Source organism: Actinoplanes oryzae, assembly GCF_030757795.1.
Taxonomy (GTDB): Bacteria; Actinomycetota; Actinomycetes; order Mycobacteriales; family Micromonosporaceae; genus Actinoplanes.
This window is the reverse complement of the sequence record NZ_JAUQWH010000076.1, coordinates 1-18,066: the sequence shown is the minus strand read 5'-3', so window position 1 is coordinate 18,066 and position 18,066 is coordinate 1. Positions and strand designations below refer to the sequence as shown.

Sequence of the window (18,066 nt, the reverse complement as noted above, 5' to 3'; positions counted from 1 at the left end):
ACCCCCTTCGGAACACGGTCAAACGGTCCGCACTATGTCAGCATCGCTCCAGAGAAGGCCACTTCAGGGAGGATCTGTGACTCTGCGTGGCCGACTGACCACGGCATTTTTGACGGTTGTACTCGGCCCGGTGCTCCTCGGCTCCTTCTTCGTGGGGCTGACCGTGGCCACGGTCGGCCGGGACCGGACGACCGAGCGGCTCGATCATGCCGTCACCACGGTGCGGGCGGCTGTCGGGGCCATGTGCCGGCAGTTGCAGGCGGTGGCGGACGCGGTCGCGGTCTCGCCGGCCGACGATCATCGGGTCGCGGCGGATCAGATGGTGGCGCGCGGTCTCGCCTCCGAGGTGCGGGTGTCAGGTGTGTCGGAGCGCGAGTTCGTCCAGGGCGAGCGCGACTGCACGAGTCCCGCCGTCGAGGGTGCGCAGACTTCGGCCGGGGGCAAGCAGATCCCGGCCGGGGGCGGGCGGATCTCGGGCCTGGTGGCGCAGGCCGTTCAGGGCGACATCGCCGTGATCGCCATGGAGCGGGTCGACTCCGGGCTGGTGCGACGCCTGGGCGGGACGAGCGGCGCCGAAGTGCGGCTGGCGGGCGGCGTCGGCGCTCCCCGGAAGGACGTGTACGAGCGGGACCTGCCCATGGAGCCGGGCCAGCCGCTCCCGCTCACCGTCTCCGTGACGGACAAGCAGCCGACGTTGCTCTACGTCTCCCTCGCGGCCGGGGTGGCTGCCGTGGCATGCCTGGCCGTGGCGGCTGCGAGGTGGCTGGCGAGGTCCACGACCCGGCCGCTGGAGAAGCTGGCGTGGGCGGCCGGCAAGGTGGCGAGCGGCGAACTCGGGGTGCGCGTGCCGGTCGGGCGGGACGACGAGATCGGGCAGCTCGCCGGGACGTTCAACCGGATGACCCGGGAGCTCCAGGCGTACGTGCAGGCGCTGACCGCCAGCCGGGACCAGTTGCGAGGGCACCTAGCGATCCTCGGCGACACGCTGTCGAGCACCCACGACCTGCACCGGATCCTGCAGGTGATCCTGCAGACGGCGTTGTCGGCGACCGGGGCCCGGGCCGGTGTCGTGCTGCTCGTCGACCAGTCCGACGGGCGGCTGGTGGCCCGGTGTGCCGAGGGTCTGACCGGGCGGTGGGACGTGTCCGAGGAGGACCTGCCGTCGCTGCGGGTGCCGGTGGGGCAGGGCGTCCTGGGCACGGTTGCGGCCACGGGCGAGCCGAGCCGGGGCGTCTGCGGGGTCGGGGGCGGTCCGGCGGACGAACCGGCCTGCCGCACGTACGTCGCGGTGCCGATCTGCGCCCCCGCGATGGTCGGTGATCCGCTCGTGCCCGCGGACGAGAGCCTCGGGCGCGACAATCCCGGCCGCGGCGGGCGGGAGGACGGCAAGCCGGTCGCGCTGGCGGGGAAGCCGGCGACGCTCGGGGTGCTGGCTTTGTACGACCGGCTCGGCGCCGACGAGTTCGACGACGCCGATCTGCTCACGTTGCGGACCTTCGCCGGGCAGGCGGGCGTCGCCGTGCACAACGTGCGGGTGCACGAGGAGGCGCAGCGGCTGTCGTTGACCGATCCGCTCACCGGGCTGTGGAACTACCGGTATCTGCGGGAGTCCCTGCGGCGGGAGGTCGAGCGGGCGAGCCGGTTCGGGCGGATGCTCACGGTGCTCGTGCTCGACCTCGACCACTTCAAGGAGGTCAACGACACGTACGGGCATGCGGCGGGCGATGTGGTGCTCGGCGAGTTCGCGCGCCGGGTGCGGGCCGGGCTGCGGGAGGTGGACGTGGCCTTCCGGCAGGGCGGGGAGGAGTTCGTCGTGCTGCTGCCGGAGACCGATGCCTTCGGCGGGGCCATCGTCGCCGAGCGGCTGGGAGCGGCCGTTCGTGATCTTCCCGTGCGGATCAATCCGCGGCGCGTGGAGGCGGGCGTCAATCCGCGGAGGGGGCGTGGGGAGGGAAAGCGGCCGCCTCGGGAAGGCACGGTGGTGGATCGAGTGGGCATCAGCGTGTCGATAGGTATCGCCGTTTATCCCGAACACGGACATACCGCCCAGCAGGTGCTCGATGCGGCCGACGATGCCCTGTACGCCGCGAAAGCCGCAGGTCGGGACACATATCGCCTGGCCGAGGCGGTGCCGTCACCGGCGGCTGGTGTGACCGATCCGCTGGTTTCGGAGGGAGTGCCGGAGGGGCATTTCGATCACCTGGGATCCACGACGGGCGCGTCCGGCGGGCCACAGCCGCCGAGACAGGCCCGGGGCCGATAGTCTCGCCGCATGTCCGGGCACGAATTGAGCGAAGGAACGGTGACCCTCAGATGACCACGCAGGCGCAGGCGACCGGCCGTCGAGCCGTCAAGGCCGTCATTCCGGCCGCCGGGCTCGCCACCCGTTTCCTTCCGGCGACCAAGGCGGTGCCCAAGGAACTGCTGCCGGTCGTGGACCGCCCGGTGCTCCAGTACATCGTCGAGGAGGCCGCGGCCGCCGGGATCACGGACGTGCTCCTGGTGACCGGCCGGGGCAAGACCTCGATGGTCGACCACTTCGACCGCCGGCCCGACATCGAGCAGCGGCTCGAGGAGAAGGGCGACAAGGCCCGCCTGGAGGCCGTGCGCCGGACGAGCGACCTGGCGGACATCTACACCTGCCGGCAGGGCGAGCCGCTCGGACTCGGGCACGCGGTCGGCACGGCGGCCTCGCACGTGGGGGACAACGCCTTCGCCGTACTGCTGGGTGACGAGTTCGTGGAGGAGGACAACCCGCTCCTCCCGCAGATGCTCGACCTGCAGGCGCAGACCGGCGGCATCGTGCTCGCCTTCATCGAGGTGGCGCCCGAGGAGACCAGCCGCTACGGGATCGCGTCGGTGCAGCCCTCCGAGCACGGCGAGGACATCGTCGAGGTCACCGGCCTGGTCGAGAAGCCGGCGCCCGAGGAGGCGCCCAGCAACCTCGCGGTCGTCGGGCGCTACGTGCTCCCCGGCAAGATCTTCGACGCGATCGCCGAGACCAAGCCCGGCAGCGGCGGGGAGATCCAGCTGACCGACGCGATGGCTCAGCTGCTGGCCGAGGGGACGCCGGTGCACGGCATCGTCTACCGCGGCCACCGCTACGACACGGGAATGCCGCTCGGCTACCTGCAGACGGTCGTCGAGCTGGCGGTCAAGCGCCCCGACCTCGGTCCGCAGTTCAAGCAGTGGCTCGCCGAGTTCGTGGCCACGGAAACCGGCGGTGCGCAGGGATGACGGCCACGGCCGATCCCGAGGCGGCCGCCAACGAGCTGATGCCTCTCGCCGAATACCTGGGCAGCGTGCTGCGCAGGTTGCGGGCGCTGCCTCCGCTCGACCTCGACCTGACCCAGGCGCACGGCAACGTGCTCGCGCACGACGTGCTGGCGCCGCACCCGTACCCGGCCTTCGACCAGGCCGCGATCGACGGGTATGCCGCCCGCTGGGAGGACATCGCGGCGGCCGGGCGCCTGGGCTCGCACCCGTCGTTCGGGGCGTTCGACCCCGGGCCGCGGCCGGTGCGCCTCAACGTCGTGGGCGACCTCGGCGCGGCCAGCTGGCGGCCGGTGCGGCTCACCCCGGGGACGTGCTTCTCGGTCGCCGCCGGCGCGCCCCTGCCGATCGGCGCCGATGTCGTCGTGCCCGTGCACTGGACCGATCAGGGCATGGCGGCGGTCGAGATCATGTACGCCCCCAAGCGCGGCTCCGGCGTCCGGCGCGCGGGCGACGAGCTGCCCGTGGGCCGGGTGCTGGCGTCGGCCGGCTCCTATGTGACGCCCGCCATGGTCGCCGTCTTCGCCGCGTCCGGCATCGGGCACGTCGTCGTGCGCCCCAGCCCCCGGGTGGTGGTCGTGGCCACGGGCGACGAGCTGGTCGACGTGGGCCGGCCCAGCCAGCCGGGCCAGATCGTCGACGCGAACTCGCACGCGCTGACGGCCGCCGCGGTGGAGGCGGGCGCGCTGGCGTACCGGATCGGGATCTGCGACGACGACCCGGAGAGCCTGCGCGGGCTGCTCGAGGACCAGACGCTGCGGGCGGATCTGATCATCACGACCGGCGGCACGGGCACGGGCCCCGGGGACATGTTGCGCCGGGTGCTCTCGCGGCGCGACCACGGCCGGGGCGCGGTCGAGTTCACCGATGTGGCGTTGTGCCCCGGGGCGACCCTCGGATTCGGTACGGTCGGCGGCGAGGAGGTTCCGGTGGTGTGCCTGCCCGGCGAGCCGGGTGCCGCGCTGATCGGCTTCGAGGTGCTGGCCTGGCCGATCATCCAGCTGCTCGCGGGCGCCGAACCGGTCTTCCGCCCGGCGGTGAAGGCCCACCTGCTCGAAACCGTCTCGTCCCCCGGCGGCCTGCGCGAGTTCCGGCCGGCGCACGTCGCTGAGCGGCGCGGCGGTGGCTACACAGTGCAGCCACTCGCCGGGGGGCCGTACACTCTGTCCGGCCTCGCCGAAGCCAACGGCCTGTTGGTGCTCGGCGAGCGGGTCACCGCGGCGGCCGCCGGGTCGACCGTGGACGTGATGTTGCTCGACCGGAGGCGATGATGTGGGGGTCCACGCCCGGATGGCCTGCCGTCCTGGCAGACGGGCCCGTGCTGCTCCGGCCCTATCGGCGCGGTGACGCCCGCGCCTGGTCCGAGGTCCGGATCGCCAACCAGAAGTGGCTCAGCCCCTGGGAGTCGGCGCCGCCGGGACCGTGGGCCGAGATGAATTCCACCCGCGCCTACATGTACGTTTACCGCGACATGAAACGTGCGGCCAGCCGCGGCGACAGCATGCCGTTCGCGGTCTGCCTGAAGGAGAACGGCGGCGAACGGCTCGTCGGCCACCTGAACCTGGGCAGCATCGTGCGGCGCGCGTTCGGGTCCGCGTACGTGGGCTATTGGGTCGACTCCCGCGTCGCCGGCCGCGGGGTGATCCCGACGGCGCTTGCGCTCGCGGTCGACCACGCCTTCGGGCCGGGCGGGCTGCACCGGGTCGAGGTCAACATTCGCCCCGAGAACGGGCCCAGCCGCCGCGTGGTGGAGAAGCTCGGCTTCCGGGAGGAGGCCTACCACCCGCGCTACATGCACATCGACGGTGCGTGGCGTGACCATCTCGGATACGCGATGACCAGCGAGGAAGTGGCCGCGGAGGGCGGTCTGCTGGCCCGCTGGCGCCGGCTGCGCACCGCCGCCACCTGACGTCCGGAACCCCGGATTTGATCATGTAGTGGCCGATCTGTCGGCGCGCCGCGCCGATATCCGCAGCTCGCGCCCGTAATCTCGGGGAGATTGCGACTTTTTTCGTGACCGGGTGCCCACTGCCCGGCACGCTCTGAGGCTGACGGGAGGGGTGAGGGTGCCGACCTCGGTGCTCCTCGCTGTCCTCGCCGCCGCCGGGTTGCTCGCCCTCGCACCGGCCCTCGTCCGCCGGTACGACGCCACCGAGCGCCTCGCGGCGGAGCGGGCGTCGTCGACGGCTCGGGTGCTGCAGCGCCGCCGTCGGCTCCGCACCGTGCCCGGACGCCGACCGGTCAACCCCGGCCGCCGGTACATGGTTACGTCGCGGACCCTAACGGGTGAATCCCCGGCCCCCGCCACCGCCCCGGCCGAGGCGCCCGTCTCCGCGGCACCCGTCTCCGCCGCGCCGGCCCCCGAGCGCCGGCTGCGGGTGGTCAGCTCACGCCGGCCGGCCCGGCGACGCCCGCCCGTACGCCGCCAGACCCCGGCCGTGGTCCGCCGCCGCCGCGTGTTCGCCGCCCTCCTCCTGCTCAACGTGATCGAGCTGGTCGGCATCCTCGCGGTCAGCCCGGGCTTCTGGATCAGCTTCGCGGTGACCGCCACCCTGCTCGCCGTCTACCTCGTGCACCTGCGCAACCGGGCCATCGCCGACCGGCGCCGCCGCCGCTTCGAGGCCCGCGAAGCCGCCTGGCTCGCCGCCCGCCAGGCCGAGGTCCGCCGCGAACAGGCCCGCCGCGCCGCCGCCCGCCGCGAGGCCCAGCGCCGCATCGCCGCCCAGAAGGAGGCCGTCCGCCGTACGGCCATGGGCCTCGACCGCGACCCGAACGACCTCCCCGCGGCCGTCAACGGCGCCTCGGTCTCCTACCGCCGGGCCGGTGGGCTCCGCGGCCGCGCCTACGAGGCCGGCGGCCGGGGCGGCACCTACTCGGCTTGATCCGCTGGTCAGCCGGGGTGTGACGCGCGAGGGGGAGGGTGATTCGCGAGCCGTGCCGGGGACCTGTTAGATTATCTCTGGTCCTGCGGGGCCGGGGGGCTGTGGCGCAGTCTGGTAGCGCACCTCGTTCGCATCGAGGGGGTCTGGGGTTCAAATCCCCACAGCTCCACGTGAGTCGGAGGCCTGTGTCCGCATAAAGCGCGGACATGGGCCTCACGTCATTTCTGCTCCGGGGGCCGAGCCCCCGGACGCCCCGCGGTGCGGTGGGCGCTCGAGGAGCCACGGTCGCGGTTACTTCCTGCGGTGGGCGCTCGAGGAGCCACGGTCGCGGTTACTTCCTGCGGTGGGCGCTCGAGGAGCCACGGTCGCGGTTACTTCCTGCGGTGGGCATTCGAGGAGCCACGGTCGCGGGTTACTTCCTTTGGTCGGCGCTGGGTCTGAAGCTGCGCGGTGGAGGGTTGCTCGGGGGCGGTCGGCTCTTTGGATGGCATGTTTTGCCGTTGCGTCCACTGTGGGCTGGGATGGCCGGTGGTTAGCGTTGCTTCCTCGTTCCTGCCGACCTTGCGAGGGTTTGCGTGACTGTTGAGGCTGAGCTTGACGGCGAGCTGGCGATCTCGGTCGACTATGTGCCCGGAGTGCGCGGCCACTGTGTGCTGGCTGTCGGGGCCGACGCGGATGGCCGGGAGGCGCTGGCGGTTTGGAAGCTCGGGCCGTCGGGGCGGGCCGGCGGGTCGTGGGTGGTGGGGCTGGAGGACACCGACTTTCTCGAACGGGTGGTCGGGGCCCAGCAAGGGCGATGCCTGGTGGGATGGACTGCGGACGAGCCGCTCGCGGTGCTGGACCGGTTGCCCGCGGAGCAGGCGAAGACGCTGGCCGACAGCATCGTGGTCATCCCTGATCTGCTGGCGGAGACCGCTGATCATCGGCGGCGCTACGAGGAGGCCGTCGAGGCGCATCGGGCGACCACCAAGTCGAAGATCGCACCGCTTGCCTGGGCCCGGGAGCTGCCGGCGGAGGCGCGCGACGAGCTGACGCCGCGGCTTCGGACCGCGGCCTCGCCCGTGGCGGCGGCGGCCATCGGGCTCGCGGGAGCGTTGGAGCGGGCCGTCGACCTGTGGCAGGAGACCGAGCAGGCCCGCTACCGGCGGTCGTACCTGCGCAGGTTCGGGGAGCCGCAGCCGCTGCCGCCGCGTTGGCTTGCCCGGGCCCGAGCGGTCGCGGCCGGCCGGGCCGAGCGCAGCGCGTGGTCCGCGACGCCGCCCGCGCCCTGAGACCTGGGGCCGCAGCATACATGGCATCTCGGCGGCCGAGGCGCGCCGGGCGCCTGCCTTCGCGGACCTGGCGGGACAGCTGGCGCGGCTGCTGGCCGTGGCCGGCTCTGCCGCTTTCGACCGCCGGGGCGGTGGGCCGGATGCGGGCGGGCGAACGGCCCGCGCACTTTCTGAGCCGACTCGTCGACAGGCTGGCCGACGGTGTCGTCACCGTGGAAGGGCGGCACGACCTGGATCTGGTCGCTGGTCTGCTGGGCCTGCCCCGGCTGCGGCCGCCGAGGCGCTCGAGCGGGTCGCTGCGGCCGGGGCGGCGGCTGTTCCCGCACAGCCGGTCGTGGCGGCGGGAGCCGGGGGACCTCGTGGTGTTCACGGGTGCCATGAGCCCCGCCCGGGAGGTATGGCAGGACGAGGCCCGGGCGGCGGGGCTCCGGGTGGGCGACGGGGTGAGGGGTCAGACGGGGGCGTCGACGTAGAGGCAGAAGGGGTGGCCGTCGGGGTCGAGCATGACTCGGACGGAGTCCTGGGGCTGGTGGTCGGCCTCGGTGGCGCCGGCGCGGGTGGCGGCTCGGACGGCGGCGGGCAGGTCGGGGACCTCGATGTCGAGGTGCATCATCATCTGCTGCTTGTGGGACTTGTTGGGCCAGGTCGGCTGCTCGTAGTCCGGGGAGCGCTGGAAGGCCATGTACTCGATGTGGTCGCCGAGCGGGGAGAGGGCGACGAAGTCCGGTTCCTGCTTGACGATCTTCCAGTCCATGAGCTTGGCGTAGAACTCGGCCAGGGCGAGAGGGTCGGGTGTCTCCAGCACTACGCCCCAGAAGTGCCTCGAGTTGCGTCCCAGCATCCGTGCAGTCTGCCCCCGCCGGGGCGGGAGGGGCAGCCGGGGACACGACTCTTAGCTGTATCGATATGTGGGTTCGCTCCCCGGATGCAACCTTGGTCCCGCTCGGAAACGGGGCGACCGGGCCGATCCGCACTCACATGACCAAGATGAACGAGAAGCTGATCGTCGTGGCCGAGGACGACTCGGACCTGCGGGACATGCTGACGTTCGCGCTCGAGCGGGCCGGGTACACGGCGGTCGGGGCGAAGGACGGGCACACCGCGGCGCGCATCGTGCAGGTGGCCCGGCCGGTGGGGATCGTGACCGATGTACGCATGCCCGCGCTGAACGGCATGGAGCTGTGCCAGCTGGTCCGCCGCAACCCCGACGTGGCCAACGCCGCCGTGCTCATGGTGTCGGCGAACGCGCACCTGCACGACATCAACGCCGGACTGAGCAGTGGCGCGGACGGGTACCTGCCGAAGCCGCTGTCGCCCCGGCGCCTGGTCGAGGAACTGCAACTGGTCATCGAGAGGCGCCGTTTCGCGTAGGCCCGGACGGAAAGGGCACAAGGGCCGGTGCCGTTCCGCGCAGACGTGATACGGAAAGCGCACGATGTCCTCTAACCGTCGGTGACAGGCATGCGACCGTTCGGTTGACCCGACCCCCCAGCGCCGGATCATGACGGCATGGCCTCCTTCATCGCTCAGCTCAGCGACCCCCATCTGACCGCCGGCGCGCTGGCTTACGGCCCGGCCGCCGGGCTCCAGCTCGCCCTCGCCCGCGTCATGGCGCTCGATCCGCGCCCCGACTGTGTCGTCGTCACCGGCGACCTCACCGATCATGGACTGGAGGAGGAGTACGAAGCCCTCCAGCAGGTCATCGGCGAGTTCCCCCTGCCATTGCACCTCACCACGGGCAATCACGACGACCGCGAAGCCATGATCAAGGCGTTCGGCGGCGAGCCCTTCTACGTGGTGGACTACGCGGGGTTCTCGGTCGTCGGGCTCGACTCGCTGATTCCCGGTTCGCCGGCCGGACGGCTGGGCACCGAGCAGCTCGAGTGGCTCGACCGGGTGCTGGCGGCGCGGCCGGGCGTACCCGTGATGGTGGGGTTGCACCACCCGCCGCTGCCGATCGGCATTCCCTTCCTGGACGGGATGCGGCTGCTGGACGGCGAGGAGCTGCGCGAGATCGTGGGCGCCCGGGGCAATGTCGCCCGGATCATGGCCGGTCACGTGCATCGGCCGATCACCGCGGGGTTCGCCGGAACCGTCGTGACCGTGTCGCCGAGCACCTGGCGTCAGTCCGGTCTGCTGCTCAACTCGGACGCTCCGCCCGGCTACGTCGCGGAGCCCACCGGCTTCCTGCTGCACCTGCTGGACGGGCCCGACTGTGTGACGCATACAGTACAGGTCAGTCACGCTGGGGCGCTGCTCGGCGCATACTGAGCACCGCTCGGCGCAGAGATCATCAATCCACCCCTTCCCCCGCTGTACGGTCGATGTCCGCCAGTGGGAAGGGGACGACGATGCTCGACCATGTGATCCTCGGGGTGCACCACCTCGATGAGAGCCGGCATTTCTACGAGCACGCGCTGCGCCCGCTGGGTGTGAAAGTGATCGCCGAGGAGCCCGAGCTGATCGGCTTCGGCGACGACAGCGGGCGCCCCTTCTTCTGGCTCGCCGTGCGGGAGGCCACCCATCGGGTGCACGTGGCGTTCACCGCGCCGGACCGGGCTGCCGTCGACGCCTTCCACGCCGCCGCGCTGCACGCGGGCGGGGTGGACAACGGTCCGCCGGGGCCGCGGCCGCAGTACCACGAGCACTACTACGCGGCCTACGCCTTCGACGCCGACGGCAACAACATCGAGGCGGTCTGCCAGCGTCCTGTCTGAAATGCCGGTCCTGCTACTTAAGGGTGGTATCTCTGAAGTCAGCCTTCGGAGGTGGCCGCCATGCAAGCACCCCTGCCCGCGAACGAGACCGACCGGCTCGCCGCGCTGTACGAGCTCGACATCCTCGACTCCGCCCCGGAGAAGGATTTCGACGACATCGTCGCCCTGGCCTCGGCCGTGTGCGGCGTACCCATGTCGCTGGTCAGTCTGGTCGACGCCGACCGACAGTGGTTCAAGGCCCGGCTGGGCACGGACCTGACCGAGACCTCGCGGGACATCTCGTTCTGCGCGCACGCCATCATGGGCAAGGACCTGCTGGTCGTGCCGGACGCCACCCAGGACGTCCGGTTCGCCGGCAACCCGGCGGTGTCCGGGTCCCCGGGCATCCGCTTCTACGCCGGGGCGCCGCTGGTGACGACGGACGGCTTCGCCCTCGGCTCGCTCTGCGTCGTCGACTCGCAGCCGCGCCGGCTCGCCGTCGAGCAGCTGCAGGCGTTGCGGGCCCTCGCGCGGCAGGTGACGTCCCAGCTGGAGCTGCGCCGCTACGCCGTCGCGCTGGCCAACACGACGGCCCGGCTGCAGGAGCTGGAGCGGCGCAAGGACGACCTGGCCGGCCTCGTGGGCGGGAAGCTGCGGGCACCGCTCAAGCTCATGCGGGCGTACCTCGACGGTCTCGGCGAGACCGGCACCCACGACCCGGCGCTGGCCGATCTGGTCGGCCGCGCGACGGCCGCGCACGTCCGCGGCCTGACCGACCTGCTGGACCACCTGCAGTCGCTGGCCGAGGCGGGCAACGGCGCCGAGAGCCTGCACATGCGGCAGATCGATCTCACCAAGCTGACCCGGCAGGCGGTCGAGGCCGTGCGGCCGATCGCCGCCACCAAGCACATCTGGATCCTCAACCAGGCCGACGGGCCGTCGCTGCCGATCATCGCCGATCCCGTACGCCTGGAGCAGGTCCTCATGCAGCTGCTCTTCGCGGCCGTGAAGTACACCCCCGAGGGCGGCCGGGTCCGCGTCGGCACCGAGATCGAGTCGGGGCCCACCGTGCGGCTGGACGACATGGACATGCCCGATGGGCTGCGCCCGGACCTGTTCCCGCACCTCTACTACGGCGCCATCGCCAACCCCGCCGTCGTGCCGGGGCCGGACCAGGGTCTGGCGGTGGCGAAGCGGATCCTCGACGCGCACCACGCCACGGTCGCCCTCTCGGACCGGCCCGGGGACGGCACGTCCCTGCACGTCGTGTTCCCGTTCGCGGAGCACGAGCCGGAGCTCGCGCTCGTGTGAGAGAGGGGCCCGCCCCGCCCGGCTGCAGATCGGGCGGGACGGACCCCTCTGTCAGGCCCCGCGGGTGTACGCGGGACCGGACTCCCCGGCCGGGGGCGAGCCGGCCGGCGGATAGCCGTCGTAGCGGTCGTACTGGATCGGCACCGGCGGCCGCGCCGTGGCCCGGCCCGTCGGCGGATGCACCGCGGTCGCCGTCATCTGGTCCCGGCTCGGCGGCCACGTGTCGATCGGCGGCGCGACCGACTGCTGCGGAAGCACCGGTGGCTTGCCGCTTTCCACGACCGGGGCCGAGCGCACGCCGTTCAGGCCCACGCGGTGCAGCTTGTGCCAGCGCAGCCGGCCACCGGTCAGCGCGGTCACCGCCGACTGGATCAACACCAGATACATCAATTGCCGGTACGCGAACTGCTGCAGCGGCAGTCGCCACAGCGGCACCATCGACTCGCGGTCGAAGCGGAACGCCACGGCCGCGGTGAACAGCTGCAGGGCGAGCATCGCCAGCCACGCCTGGAGAGTCGCGCTGAGCTCCCAGAAGACGAGGCCGTACAGCAGCATGATGTCGACGACCGGGGCCAGCATCGGCAGCGCGACCCCGAAGAGGGCGAGGAACGGCAGTCCCACGCGACCGAAGCGGCCGGACGGCCCGGAGTCCCGCAGCGCGTGGCGGTGCTTCCACATCGCCTGCATCGTGCCGTAGCTCCACCGGTAGCGCTGGCGGTAGAGCTGCTCCAGCGTCGCCGGCGCCTCGGTCCACGCCTTGGCGCGCTCCTCGTAGACAACCCGCCAGCCCTGCCGGCACATCGCCATGGTCACGTCGGTGTCCTCGGCGAGGGTCTCGTCGCTCACCCCGCCGACCCCGGCGAGGGCCTCGCGCCGGAACGCCCCGATCGCGCCGGGCACGGTCGGCATGCAGTTGAGCACCTCGTACAGGCGGCGGTCCAGGTTGAAGCCGATCACGTACTCGATGTGCTGCCAGCCGGCGACCATCTTGTCGCGGTTGCCGACCTTCACGTTGCCGGCGACCGCGCCGACGGACGGATCGGCGAAGGGCTGCACGAGCATCCGGATCGAGTCCGGCTCGAAGATCGTGTCGCCGTCCACCATGACGATCAGGTCGTGGCGGGCCAGGGCGACCCCGGTGTTGAGGGCGTTCGGCTTGCCGCCGTTGGGGACCCGGATCACCCGTACGTTCGGCAGGTGCATCCGCTCAACGATCGCGGCCGTGCCGTCGGTCGAGCCGTCGTCCACGACGACCACCTCGATGTCCGGGTAGTCGCCGCCGGCCAGCGAACGGACCGCCGCCTCGATGCCCTCCTTCTCGTTGTAGGCGGGCACGATGACGGAGACCGGCTCGCTGACGGGCGGACCCCAGCTGAAGGTCTTCTTGCGGCGCTGCCGGGCATGCCGCGTCGCGAGGAGCAGCAACAGCGCGGTACGCCCGATGGTGAGCATCCCCACGACGAGGAACAGGCCGGCGATCAGCCACACCATGCCGTCCGCCAGGCGTACGGTCCAGATCAGTGCCGTCCCGCGCCAGCGATCGGTGCTCTGCGCCTCCGGGTTCTCCGCCAGCAGGGGAACGCGCGCCGCGGCGGCCTGCTTCGCCTGCTGCTCGATGCCGAGGTTCATGCCCTCGGTCACGGTGGTGAAGCGCCAGCCCCGCGCCTGCATCATCGGGATGAACTTCCGCAGCGCCGCGACGGTCTGCGCGCGCTCGCCACCCGCGTCGTGGAAGAGCGTGACCGCGCCGGCGTCGCCCCGCGGCGTGGCGTTGGCGATGATCTTGTCGACGCCCGGGCGCTGCCAGTCCTCGCTGTCCGTGTCGTTGACGACGACGAGATAGCCGTCCCGTCCCGCCGCCTTGACGATCTTCCAGTTGACTTCGTCGATGGCCTCCGGCTTCGACGAGTACGGGAAGCGGGCCAGATTGGTCCGCACGTTCGCCGCCCGCGCGATGGCGACCTGGGTCTGCGACAGCTCGAGGCTGCGCCGCCACGGGGCGATCCGCTGCAGGTTGGGGTGCGTGAACGTGTGCAGGCCCAGCTCGTTGCCCTCGTCGGTGATGCGCCTGGTGAGCTCGGGGTGCCGGGCGACCTCGGAGCCGACCACGAAGAAGGTCCCGTGCGCGCCGAACTCCTCGAGCACCTCGAGTACCTTCGGCGTCCACACCGGGTCCGGGCCGTCGTCGAAGGTCAGCGCGATCGTCTTGTCGGGCAGCCGGCTCGAGCTCTCCTGGCCGCCCGTGGTGTTGATGATCGGGCCGCCCTCGCGGATCGCCTTGGGCACGCCGGCCTGATCGCCGACCTCGGAGTCCTTGTGGTCACCCTTGAACTCTGCATTGATGTACGCCTGCACGACCAGCACGCCGACGAAGAGCACCAGCAGCAGGACGCCGAGCATGACGCGGGGCTGGGGCAGGACGCGGCGGCGGGACCGGCTGCGGTTGCGGTTGCGCCGGGTCGTCACAGAGCGACCTCGATGTCGATCAGGGCGGGATCGGTGTCGGCGGGCTCGGGGCGCTCCTGCGATGCGGGCGGTGCTGCCGGCTCGCTGTCATCCCCGCTGCTGCTGCTGCTGCCGCCGTCGCTGCCACCGCTGCCGCTGCTGCTGTCGTCGTCGCCGTCGTTCTTGCCGGAGGAGCCGGAGCTGGTCGGCGGGGCAGGCGCGGTCGGGGTGTCGTCCGAGCCGCCGCCACCGGATCCGCCGGTGCCGCCACCGCTGCCGCCGGTGTCGCTGTCGCCGGATCCGCCGCCCGTGCCGCCGCTGCCGCTGCCGGTGTCGCCGCTGTCGCCGGACCCGCCGCCCGTGCCGCCGGTGTCGCTGTCGCCGGACCCGCCGCCCGTGCCGCCGCTGTCTTCCGAGCCGGTGCCGCCGCCTCCGCCCGAGCCGCCGCTCGTGTCGCCGCCGCCTCCACCGCCGCCTGTGTTGCCGCCGCCATTGCCCGCCGGGGGCACGACGACGGGCGGCTGCGAGGGCGGCGTGGAGGTGCTCGGGGACGACGAGACGGGCGGCTTGGTCGTGCTCGACTCGATCGGCCGTGCGGTGGGCGTCGGCGTGGGCGCCTTGGTCGTCGGCCGCGGTGTCGGGGTGGCCGCCGTGGCCCGGCGCGGTGCCGCGGAGGCGCTGCGGGAGCTCGTCCGTGGTCCGGCAGGCTCCCGCACGGCCGGAGCCTGCCGCTGCGGGTACGACTCGAGCACCGGCCGGGCGCTGGGCGTCGCGCTGGTCGGCGCCGGGGTGGGCGTCGGTTTGGCCACGATCGTCTTGTCGCCGCCGCGCACGAGGTCCGGCAGGGGCAGCACCACGTTCGAGCTGACCGGACCGCCGGCCAGGCTGACGCTGATCAGTCCCCCGTAGACCATGCAGAGCGCACCGAAGCCGTACGCGGCCCGGCGCAGCAGCCGCCGACGACGGCCGGTCGAGTCCACGAACACCGGCGAGGGCTGAGCGACGACGATCACCTCGGTGGTGTCAGGGCCGTCGGCGTCGGAGGGCGCGTTTCCACGCTGCTGCAATGTCACGCGGCGAGCTTAGAAACATCTATTGAGATCATGATTGGCGTCACCGGAAAGGATGACGACCAAAATGCGGGGTGACTTCGACCGAAACGGTGACGTCCCGAGTTTGACCTGATGGAGACGGTGTGATCCGGCTTTGCCGGCGCCCGTTCTGAGCTGCGGAGAATGGTCCGCCCGGTCAGAGGTTACGCTTTCGGGGCCAGAAAGTTGCTGTCAAATCCCCGACTGACCCACGGCCCAATGCCGAATTCATTTCACAAAGGCAAATACGGCCTTGATGGGCCTAAGCGGCTTTTGTCCCATTCTGCCACGGCGACCGCTGCCCGTGTCCGAGCGGTTGCTCAGGGTCGTGACCAGCCGAAGTGCCGACAACTGAGTAAATCCACTTGTTGTGTCCGCCCAGGACCCTCGTTAAGCTTCAAGGTGCGCGCCCCTATCGCCCGCTTCCCCCGTGGCAGGCGATCGGGGCGTTGCCTATTTTCCGGCCCGTCGAGCCTCCCCGGCCGGCCGCAACGGCCACGGTCCACCGCGACGACAGCCATGGTCCGCCGTCCTCGACCCCGCCATGACACGTCGACCGCGGCCCTGTCATGGCCGGTCGCCCTCGGCCCTGTCGCGGTTCGCCGTCACGCCCCGCCGTCACGCCCGCCGCCGGCCGAGTCGCCTGGTTTCCGGGCACCGAGGGCCTGGCTTGCCGAACCGCTGCGAAACCCCGAAAACCGCTGAGCAACCCCGAAAGCTGCCGGGCAACCCCGGAAAGCCGAAGGGCGCCGCCGCAGCGACGCCCTTCCGCGAGGCCGGTCAGATCCAGCGCCCGCCCAGCCACATCCGGGACGACCAGTCGTCGTAGGGGATCAGCTGCCCCACGAAGATCGGATAGAAGTAGGCGAAGCAGAGCGCCACCAGCAGCAGGTACACCCCGGCGACGATCGAGCCGATCAGCTGCCGGTCGCTGCGCGCCGCGCCCACCGCCGTGCCGCCCGGTGGGGTCATGATCGCGCCGAGGACGTAGACGACGGCGAGGATGAGGAAGGGCAGGGCGGGCAGGGCGTAGAACGAGAACATGGTGCGCCCGTCCTTGACCGCGAAGTAGAACCACGGGAGCAGGCCGGCGACGACGCCCGTGCCGATGGCCAGGGCTCGCCAGTCGCGGCGGGCGATGCCGAACCAGACCAGCGCGGCGAGCGCGGGCAGGAACGACCACCACAGCAGGGGGGTGCCGAGCAGCAGCACCTCGGCGGCGCAGCTGGGCGACCCGCAGTTGCCGCTGTTGCTCCACGAGAAGGCGACGGGCCGGCCCAGCAGCAGCCACTGCCACGGCCACGACTGGTAGACGTGCCGGTCGGTCAGGCCGCTGTGGAAGGTGTACGCCTCGTGGTGGTAGTGGGCCAGGTTGAGCAGCGCGCCGATGATCGGCGGCTCGCTCATGCCGTTGGCCTCCCGGTAGTGCCGGAAGTAGCCGTCGTCCGTGACGAACCAGCCAGTCCACGTCGCCAGATAGGTCAGCACGGTGAGCGCGAAGCTGAGGAGCAGCCAGCCGAGGTCGCCGAGCAGCCCGGAGCGGGCCCAGCGGCGGACGCCCGCCGAGCGTCGCGCCTGCATGCGCCAGATGACCACGAGCGCGGCGAAGAAGGGCGCGAAGAACAGGGCGCTCCACTTCACCCCGCATGCCAGGCCGAAGGTGAACCCGGAGACGAGCAGCCACCACGGCACGATCAGCGGGCGCCTGCGGTCGGGGCTCCAGCCCTCGTCGAGCGCGCGCAGCAGGCGACGGCGGTAGTGGTCGCGGTCCAGGACCATCGCGGCGAAGGTCATCAGGATGAACAGGCCCAGGAAGATGTCGAGCAGCGAGGTGCGCGACAGCACGAACTGGAAGCCGTCGAGGGTCATGAGCAGGCCCGCGGCGCCGGCCAGGACGATCGAGTGGAACATCCGGTAGGCCACCCGGACGAGGATCAGGATCATCAGCACGCCGGCGATCGCGGCCGGGAAGCGCCAGCCGAGCTCGTTGTTGCCGAAGGCCTTCTCGCCGAACGCGATGAGCCATTTGCCGAGCGGCGGATGCACCACGTACGCCGGGCCGTTCGTCTTCTCGTCCCACTCGACGCCGTGCTGCAGCATGTCCCAGGCGTCGGTCGGGTAGTACACCTCGTCGAAGATGTACCCCTTGGGGTGAGTGATGCCGACCAGCCGCAGCACCGCGGCGATCGCCACGACGACCCCCGTGACGAGCCACGAGTAGGGGTTCAGCCAGTTGTCGAGCGTCGCCAGGCGCCGGCGCACGGCCTCGGGCACGCCGCGTACGCCCGTGGCCGCCGCCGGGTCCGGGCTCTCGTCCGCGGGCGGGCCGGGGGTGTCAGTCTCCGCTGTCGCCGAAGTCACCCCGCGATCGTAGGCGGCCCGTCGTGGCCGACGCCCGGCACGTCCGCGTGGCGCGGTGTGATGGACTCAGGGCGTGGACCATGGTGAGCCGGGACGAGTCGTACTGGTCGGAGCCCCGCTGGGCAACATCGGCGACGCGTCGCAGCGGATGCGTGAGATCCTCGCGTCCGCGGACGTCGTGGCGGCCGAGGACACCCGGCGGCTGGCCCGGCTGACCAAGGATCTGGACGTGACCGTCGGCGGCCGGATCGTCTCCTACTTCGAGGGCAACGAGGAGCGGCGCACGCCCGACCTCGTCCAGGCGCTGCGGGAGGGCGCGGTCGTCGCCGTGGTGACCGACGGCGGCATGCCCAGCGTCTCCGACCCCGGTTACCGGCTGGTCCGGGCGGCGCTGGACGCGGGCTTCCCGGTGTCCGCCGCGCCCGGCCCGAGCGCGGTGACCACGGCACTGGCCCTGTCCGGGCTGCCCAGCGACCGCTTCTGCTTCGAGGGCTTCCTGCCGCGCAGCGGGTCCGGCCGCCGTTCCCGGCTGCGCGAGCTGGCGAAGGAGCCGCGCACGCTGGTGTTCTTCGAGGCGCCGCACCGGATCACCGGCATGCTGCAGGACGCCGGTGCGGTGTTCGGTGCGGAGCGGGAGGCCGCCGTGTGCCGCGAGCTGACGAAGACGTACGAGGAGATCCGCCGCGGGCCGCTCGCCGAGCTGGCCGCCTGGGCCGCCGAGAGCGAGCCGCGGGGG

Annotated in this window: 16 protein-coding genes and 1 tRNA gene; 13 read left to right on the top strand and 4 right to left on the bottom strand. The window is 71.9% G+C overall.

The window, feature by feature from the left end:
• Nucleotides 1-34 precede the first annotated feature (34 nt).
• From RBH18_RS23615 to RBH18_RS23580, 8 genes are all read left to right on the top strand, one after another.
• Nucleotides 35-2,263 carry a diguanylate cyclase gene (locus RBH18_RS23615; RefSeq protein ID WP_456237635.1) on the top strand — a complete coding sequence of 743 codons (2,229 nt, stop codon included), beginning with the start codon at nucleotides 35-37 and terminating at the stop codon, nucleotides 2,261-2,263.
• Nucleotides 2,264-2,313: 50 nt separating this feature from the next.
• A complete protein-coding gene (locus tag RBH18_RS23610; protein WP_306211304.1) occupies nucleotides 2,314-3,237 on the top strand; it encodes a UTP--glucose-1-phosphate uridylyltransferase in 924 nt (307 codons plus the stop codon).
• Nucleotides 3,234-4,544 carry a molybdopterin molybdotransferase MoeA gene (locus RBH18_RS23605; RefSeq protein WP_306211302.1) on the top strand — a complete coding sequence of 437 codons (1,311 nt, stop codon included), beginning with the start codon at nucleotides 3,234-3,236 and terminating at the stop codon, nucleotides 4,542-4,544. The genes RBH18_RS23610 and RBH18_RS23605 overlap by 4 nt, the downstream gene beginning before the upstream one ends.
• The gene (locus RBH18_RS23600; protein WP_306211300.1) at nucleotides 4,544-5,182 is read left to right on the top strand and encodes a GNAT family N-acetyltransferase; all 639 of its coding nucleotides are present in this window, start codon (nucleotides 4,544-4,546) and stop codon (nucleotides 5,180-5,182) included. The genes RBH18_RS23605 and RBH18_RS23600 overlap by 1 nt, the downstream gene beginning before the upstream one ends.
• A 157-nt stretch (nucleotides 5,183-5,339) precedes the next feature.
• Nucleotides 5,340-6,155: a divisome protein SepX/GlpR gene (gene sepX / locus RBH18_RS23595; protein WP_306211298.1), complete on the top strand. Its 816-nt coding sequence runs from the start codon at nucleotides 5,340-5,342 to the stop codon at nucleotides 6,153-6,155.
• 95 nt (nucleotides 6,156-6,250) lie between these two features.
• A tRNA-Ala gene (locus RBH18_RS23590) sits at nucleotides 6,251-6,324 on the top strand.
• 406 nt (nucleotides 6,325-6,730) lie between these two features.
• Nucleotides 6,731-7,426 (top strand): DUF6218 family protein, encoded by a 696-nt coding sequence (locus tag RBH18_RS23585; RefSeq protein ID WP_306211296.1) that lies wholly within the window; start codon nucleotides 6,731-6,733, stop codon nucleotides 7,424-7,426.
• 140 nt (nucleotides 7,427-7,566) lie between these two features.
• On the top strand, nucleotides 7,567-7,899 hold the full coding sequence (locus tag RBH18_RS23580; RefSeq protein WP_306211294.1) for a hypothetical protein: 333 nt from the start codon (nucleotides 7,567-7,569) through the stop codon (nucleotides 7,897-7,899).
• On the opposite strand, the gene RBH18_RS23575 is transcribed toward RBH18_RS23580, so the two are convergent.
• On the bottom strand, nucleotides 7,878-8,267 hold the full coding sequence (locus tag RBH18_RS23575; protein ID WP_306211292.1) for a VOC family protein: 390 nt from the start codon (nucleotides 8,265-8,267) through the stop codon (nucleotides 7,878-7,880). The two genes, RBH18_RS23580 and RBH18_RS23575, sit on opposite strands and share 22 nt — an antisense overlap.
• Before the next feature lie 137 nt (nucleotides 8,268-8,404).
• Here RBH18_RS23575 and RBH18_RS23570 point away from each other — a divergent pair, with 137 nt between their 5' ends.
• The 4 genes from RBH18_RS23570 to RBH18_RS23555 all read left to right on the top strand — a co-directional run bounded on the left by RBH18_RS23570 (nucleotide 8,405) and on the right by RBH18_RS23555 (nucleotide 11,433).
• On the top strand, nucleotides 8,405-8,797 hold the full coding sequence (locus tag RBH18_RS23570) for a response regulator transcription factor (RefSeq protein WP_306211291.1): 393 nt from the start codon (nucleotides 8,405-8,407) through the stop codon (nucleotides 8,795-8,797).
• 138 nt (nucleotides 8,798-8,935) lie between these two features.
• Entirely contained in the window at nucleotides 8,936-9,697 is a 762-nt protein-coding gene (locus tag RBH18_RS23565) for a phosphodiesterase (RefSeq protein ID WP_306211290.1), read from the top strand.
• An 80-nt stretch (nucleotides 9,698-9,777) separates the two neighbouring features.
• Complete coding sequence (locus tag RBH18_RS23560) at nucleotides 9,778-10,143, top strand: VOC family protein (RefSeq protein WP_306211288.1); 366 nt, start codon at nucleotides 9,778-9,780, stop codon at nucleotides 10,141-10,143.
• Nucleotides 10,144-10,203: 60 nt separating this feature from the next.
• Complete coding sequence (locus tag RBH18_RS23555; protein WP_306211286.1) at nucleotides 10,204-11,433, top strand: GAF domain-containing sensor histidine kinase; 1,230 nt, start codon at nucleotides 10,204-10,206, stop codon at nucleotides 11,431-11,433.
• A gap of 51 nt (nucleotides 11,434-11,484) precedes the next feature.
• Here RBH18_RS23555 and RBH18_RS23550 read toward each other — a convergent pair whose 3' ends face one another.
• The 3 genes from RBH18_RS23550 to RBH18_RS23540 all read right to left on the bottom strand — a co-directional run bounded on the left by RBH18_RS23550 (nucleotide 11,485) and on the right by RBH18_RS23540 (nucleotide 17,330).
• Nucleotides 11,485-13,899: a bifunctional polysaccharide deacetylase/glycosyltransferase family 2 protein gene (locus RBH18_RS23550; protein ID WP_372338973.1), complete on the bottom strand. Its 2,415-nt coding sequence runs from the start codon at nucleotides 13,897-13,899 to the stop codon at nucleotides 11,485-11,487.
• Nucleotides 13,896-14,951 (bottom strand): hypothetical protein, encoded by a 1,056-nt coding sequence (locus RBH18_RS23545; RefSeq protein ID WP_306211283.1) that lies wholly within the window; start codon nucleotides 14,949-14,951, stop codon nucleotides 13,896-13,898. Before RBH18_RS23545 ends, RBH18_RS23550 begins: the two co-directional genes overlap by 4 nt.
• Before the next feature lie 798 nt (nucleotides 14,952-15,749).
• Complete coding sequence (locus RBH18_RS23540) at nucleotides 15,750-17,330, bottom strand: dolichyl-phosphate-mannose--protein mannosyltransferase (RefSeq protein ID WP_306211280.1); 1,581 nt, start codon at nucleotides 17,328-17,330, stop codon at nucleotides 15,750-15,752.
• A 73-nt stretch (nucleotides 17,331-17,403) separates the two neighbouring features.
• On the opposite strand from RBH18_RS23540, the gene rsmI reads away from it, so the two are divergent.
• Nucleotides 17,404-18,066, top strand: a 663-nt coding sequence (gene rsmI, locus RBH18_RS23535) for a 16S rRNA (cytidine(1402)-2'-O)-methyltransferase (RefSeq protein ID WP_306211278.1), incomplete at its 3' end; no start/stop codon positions are given.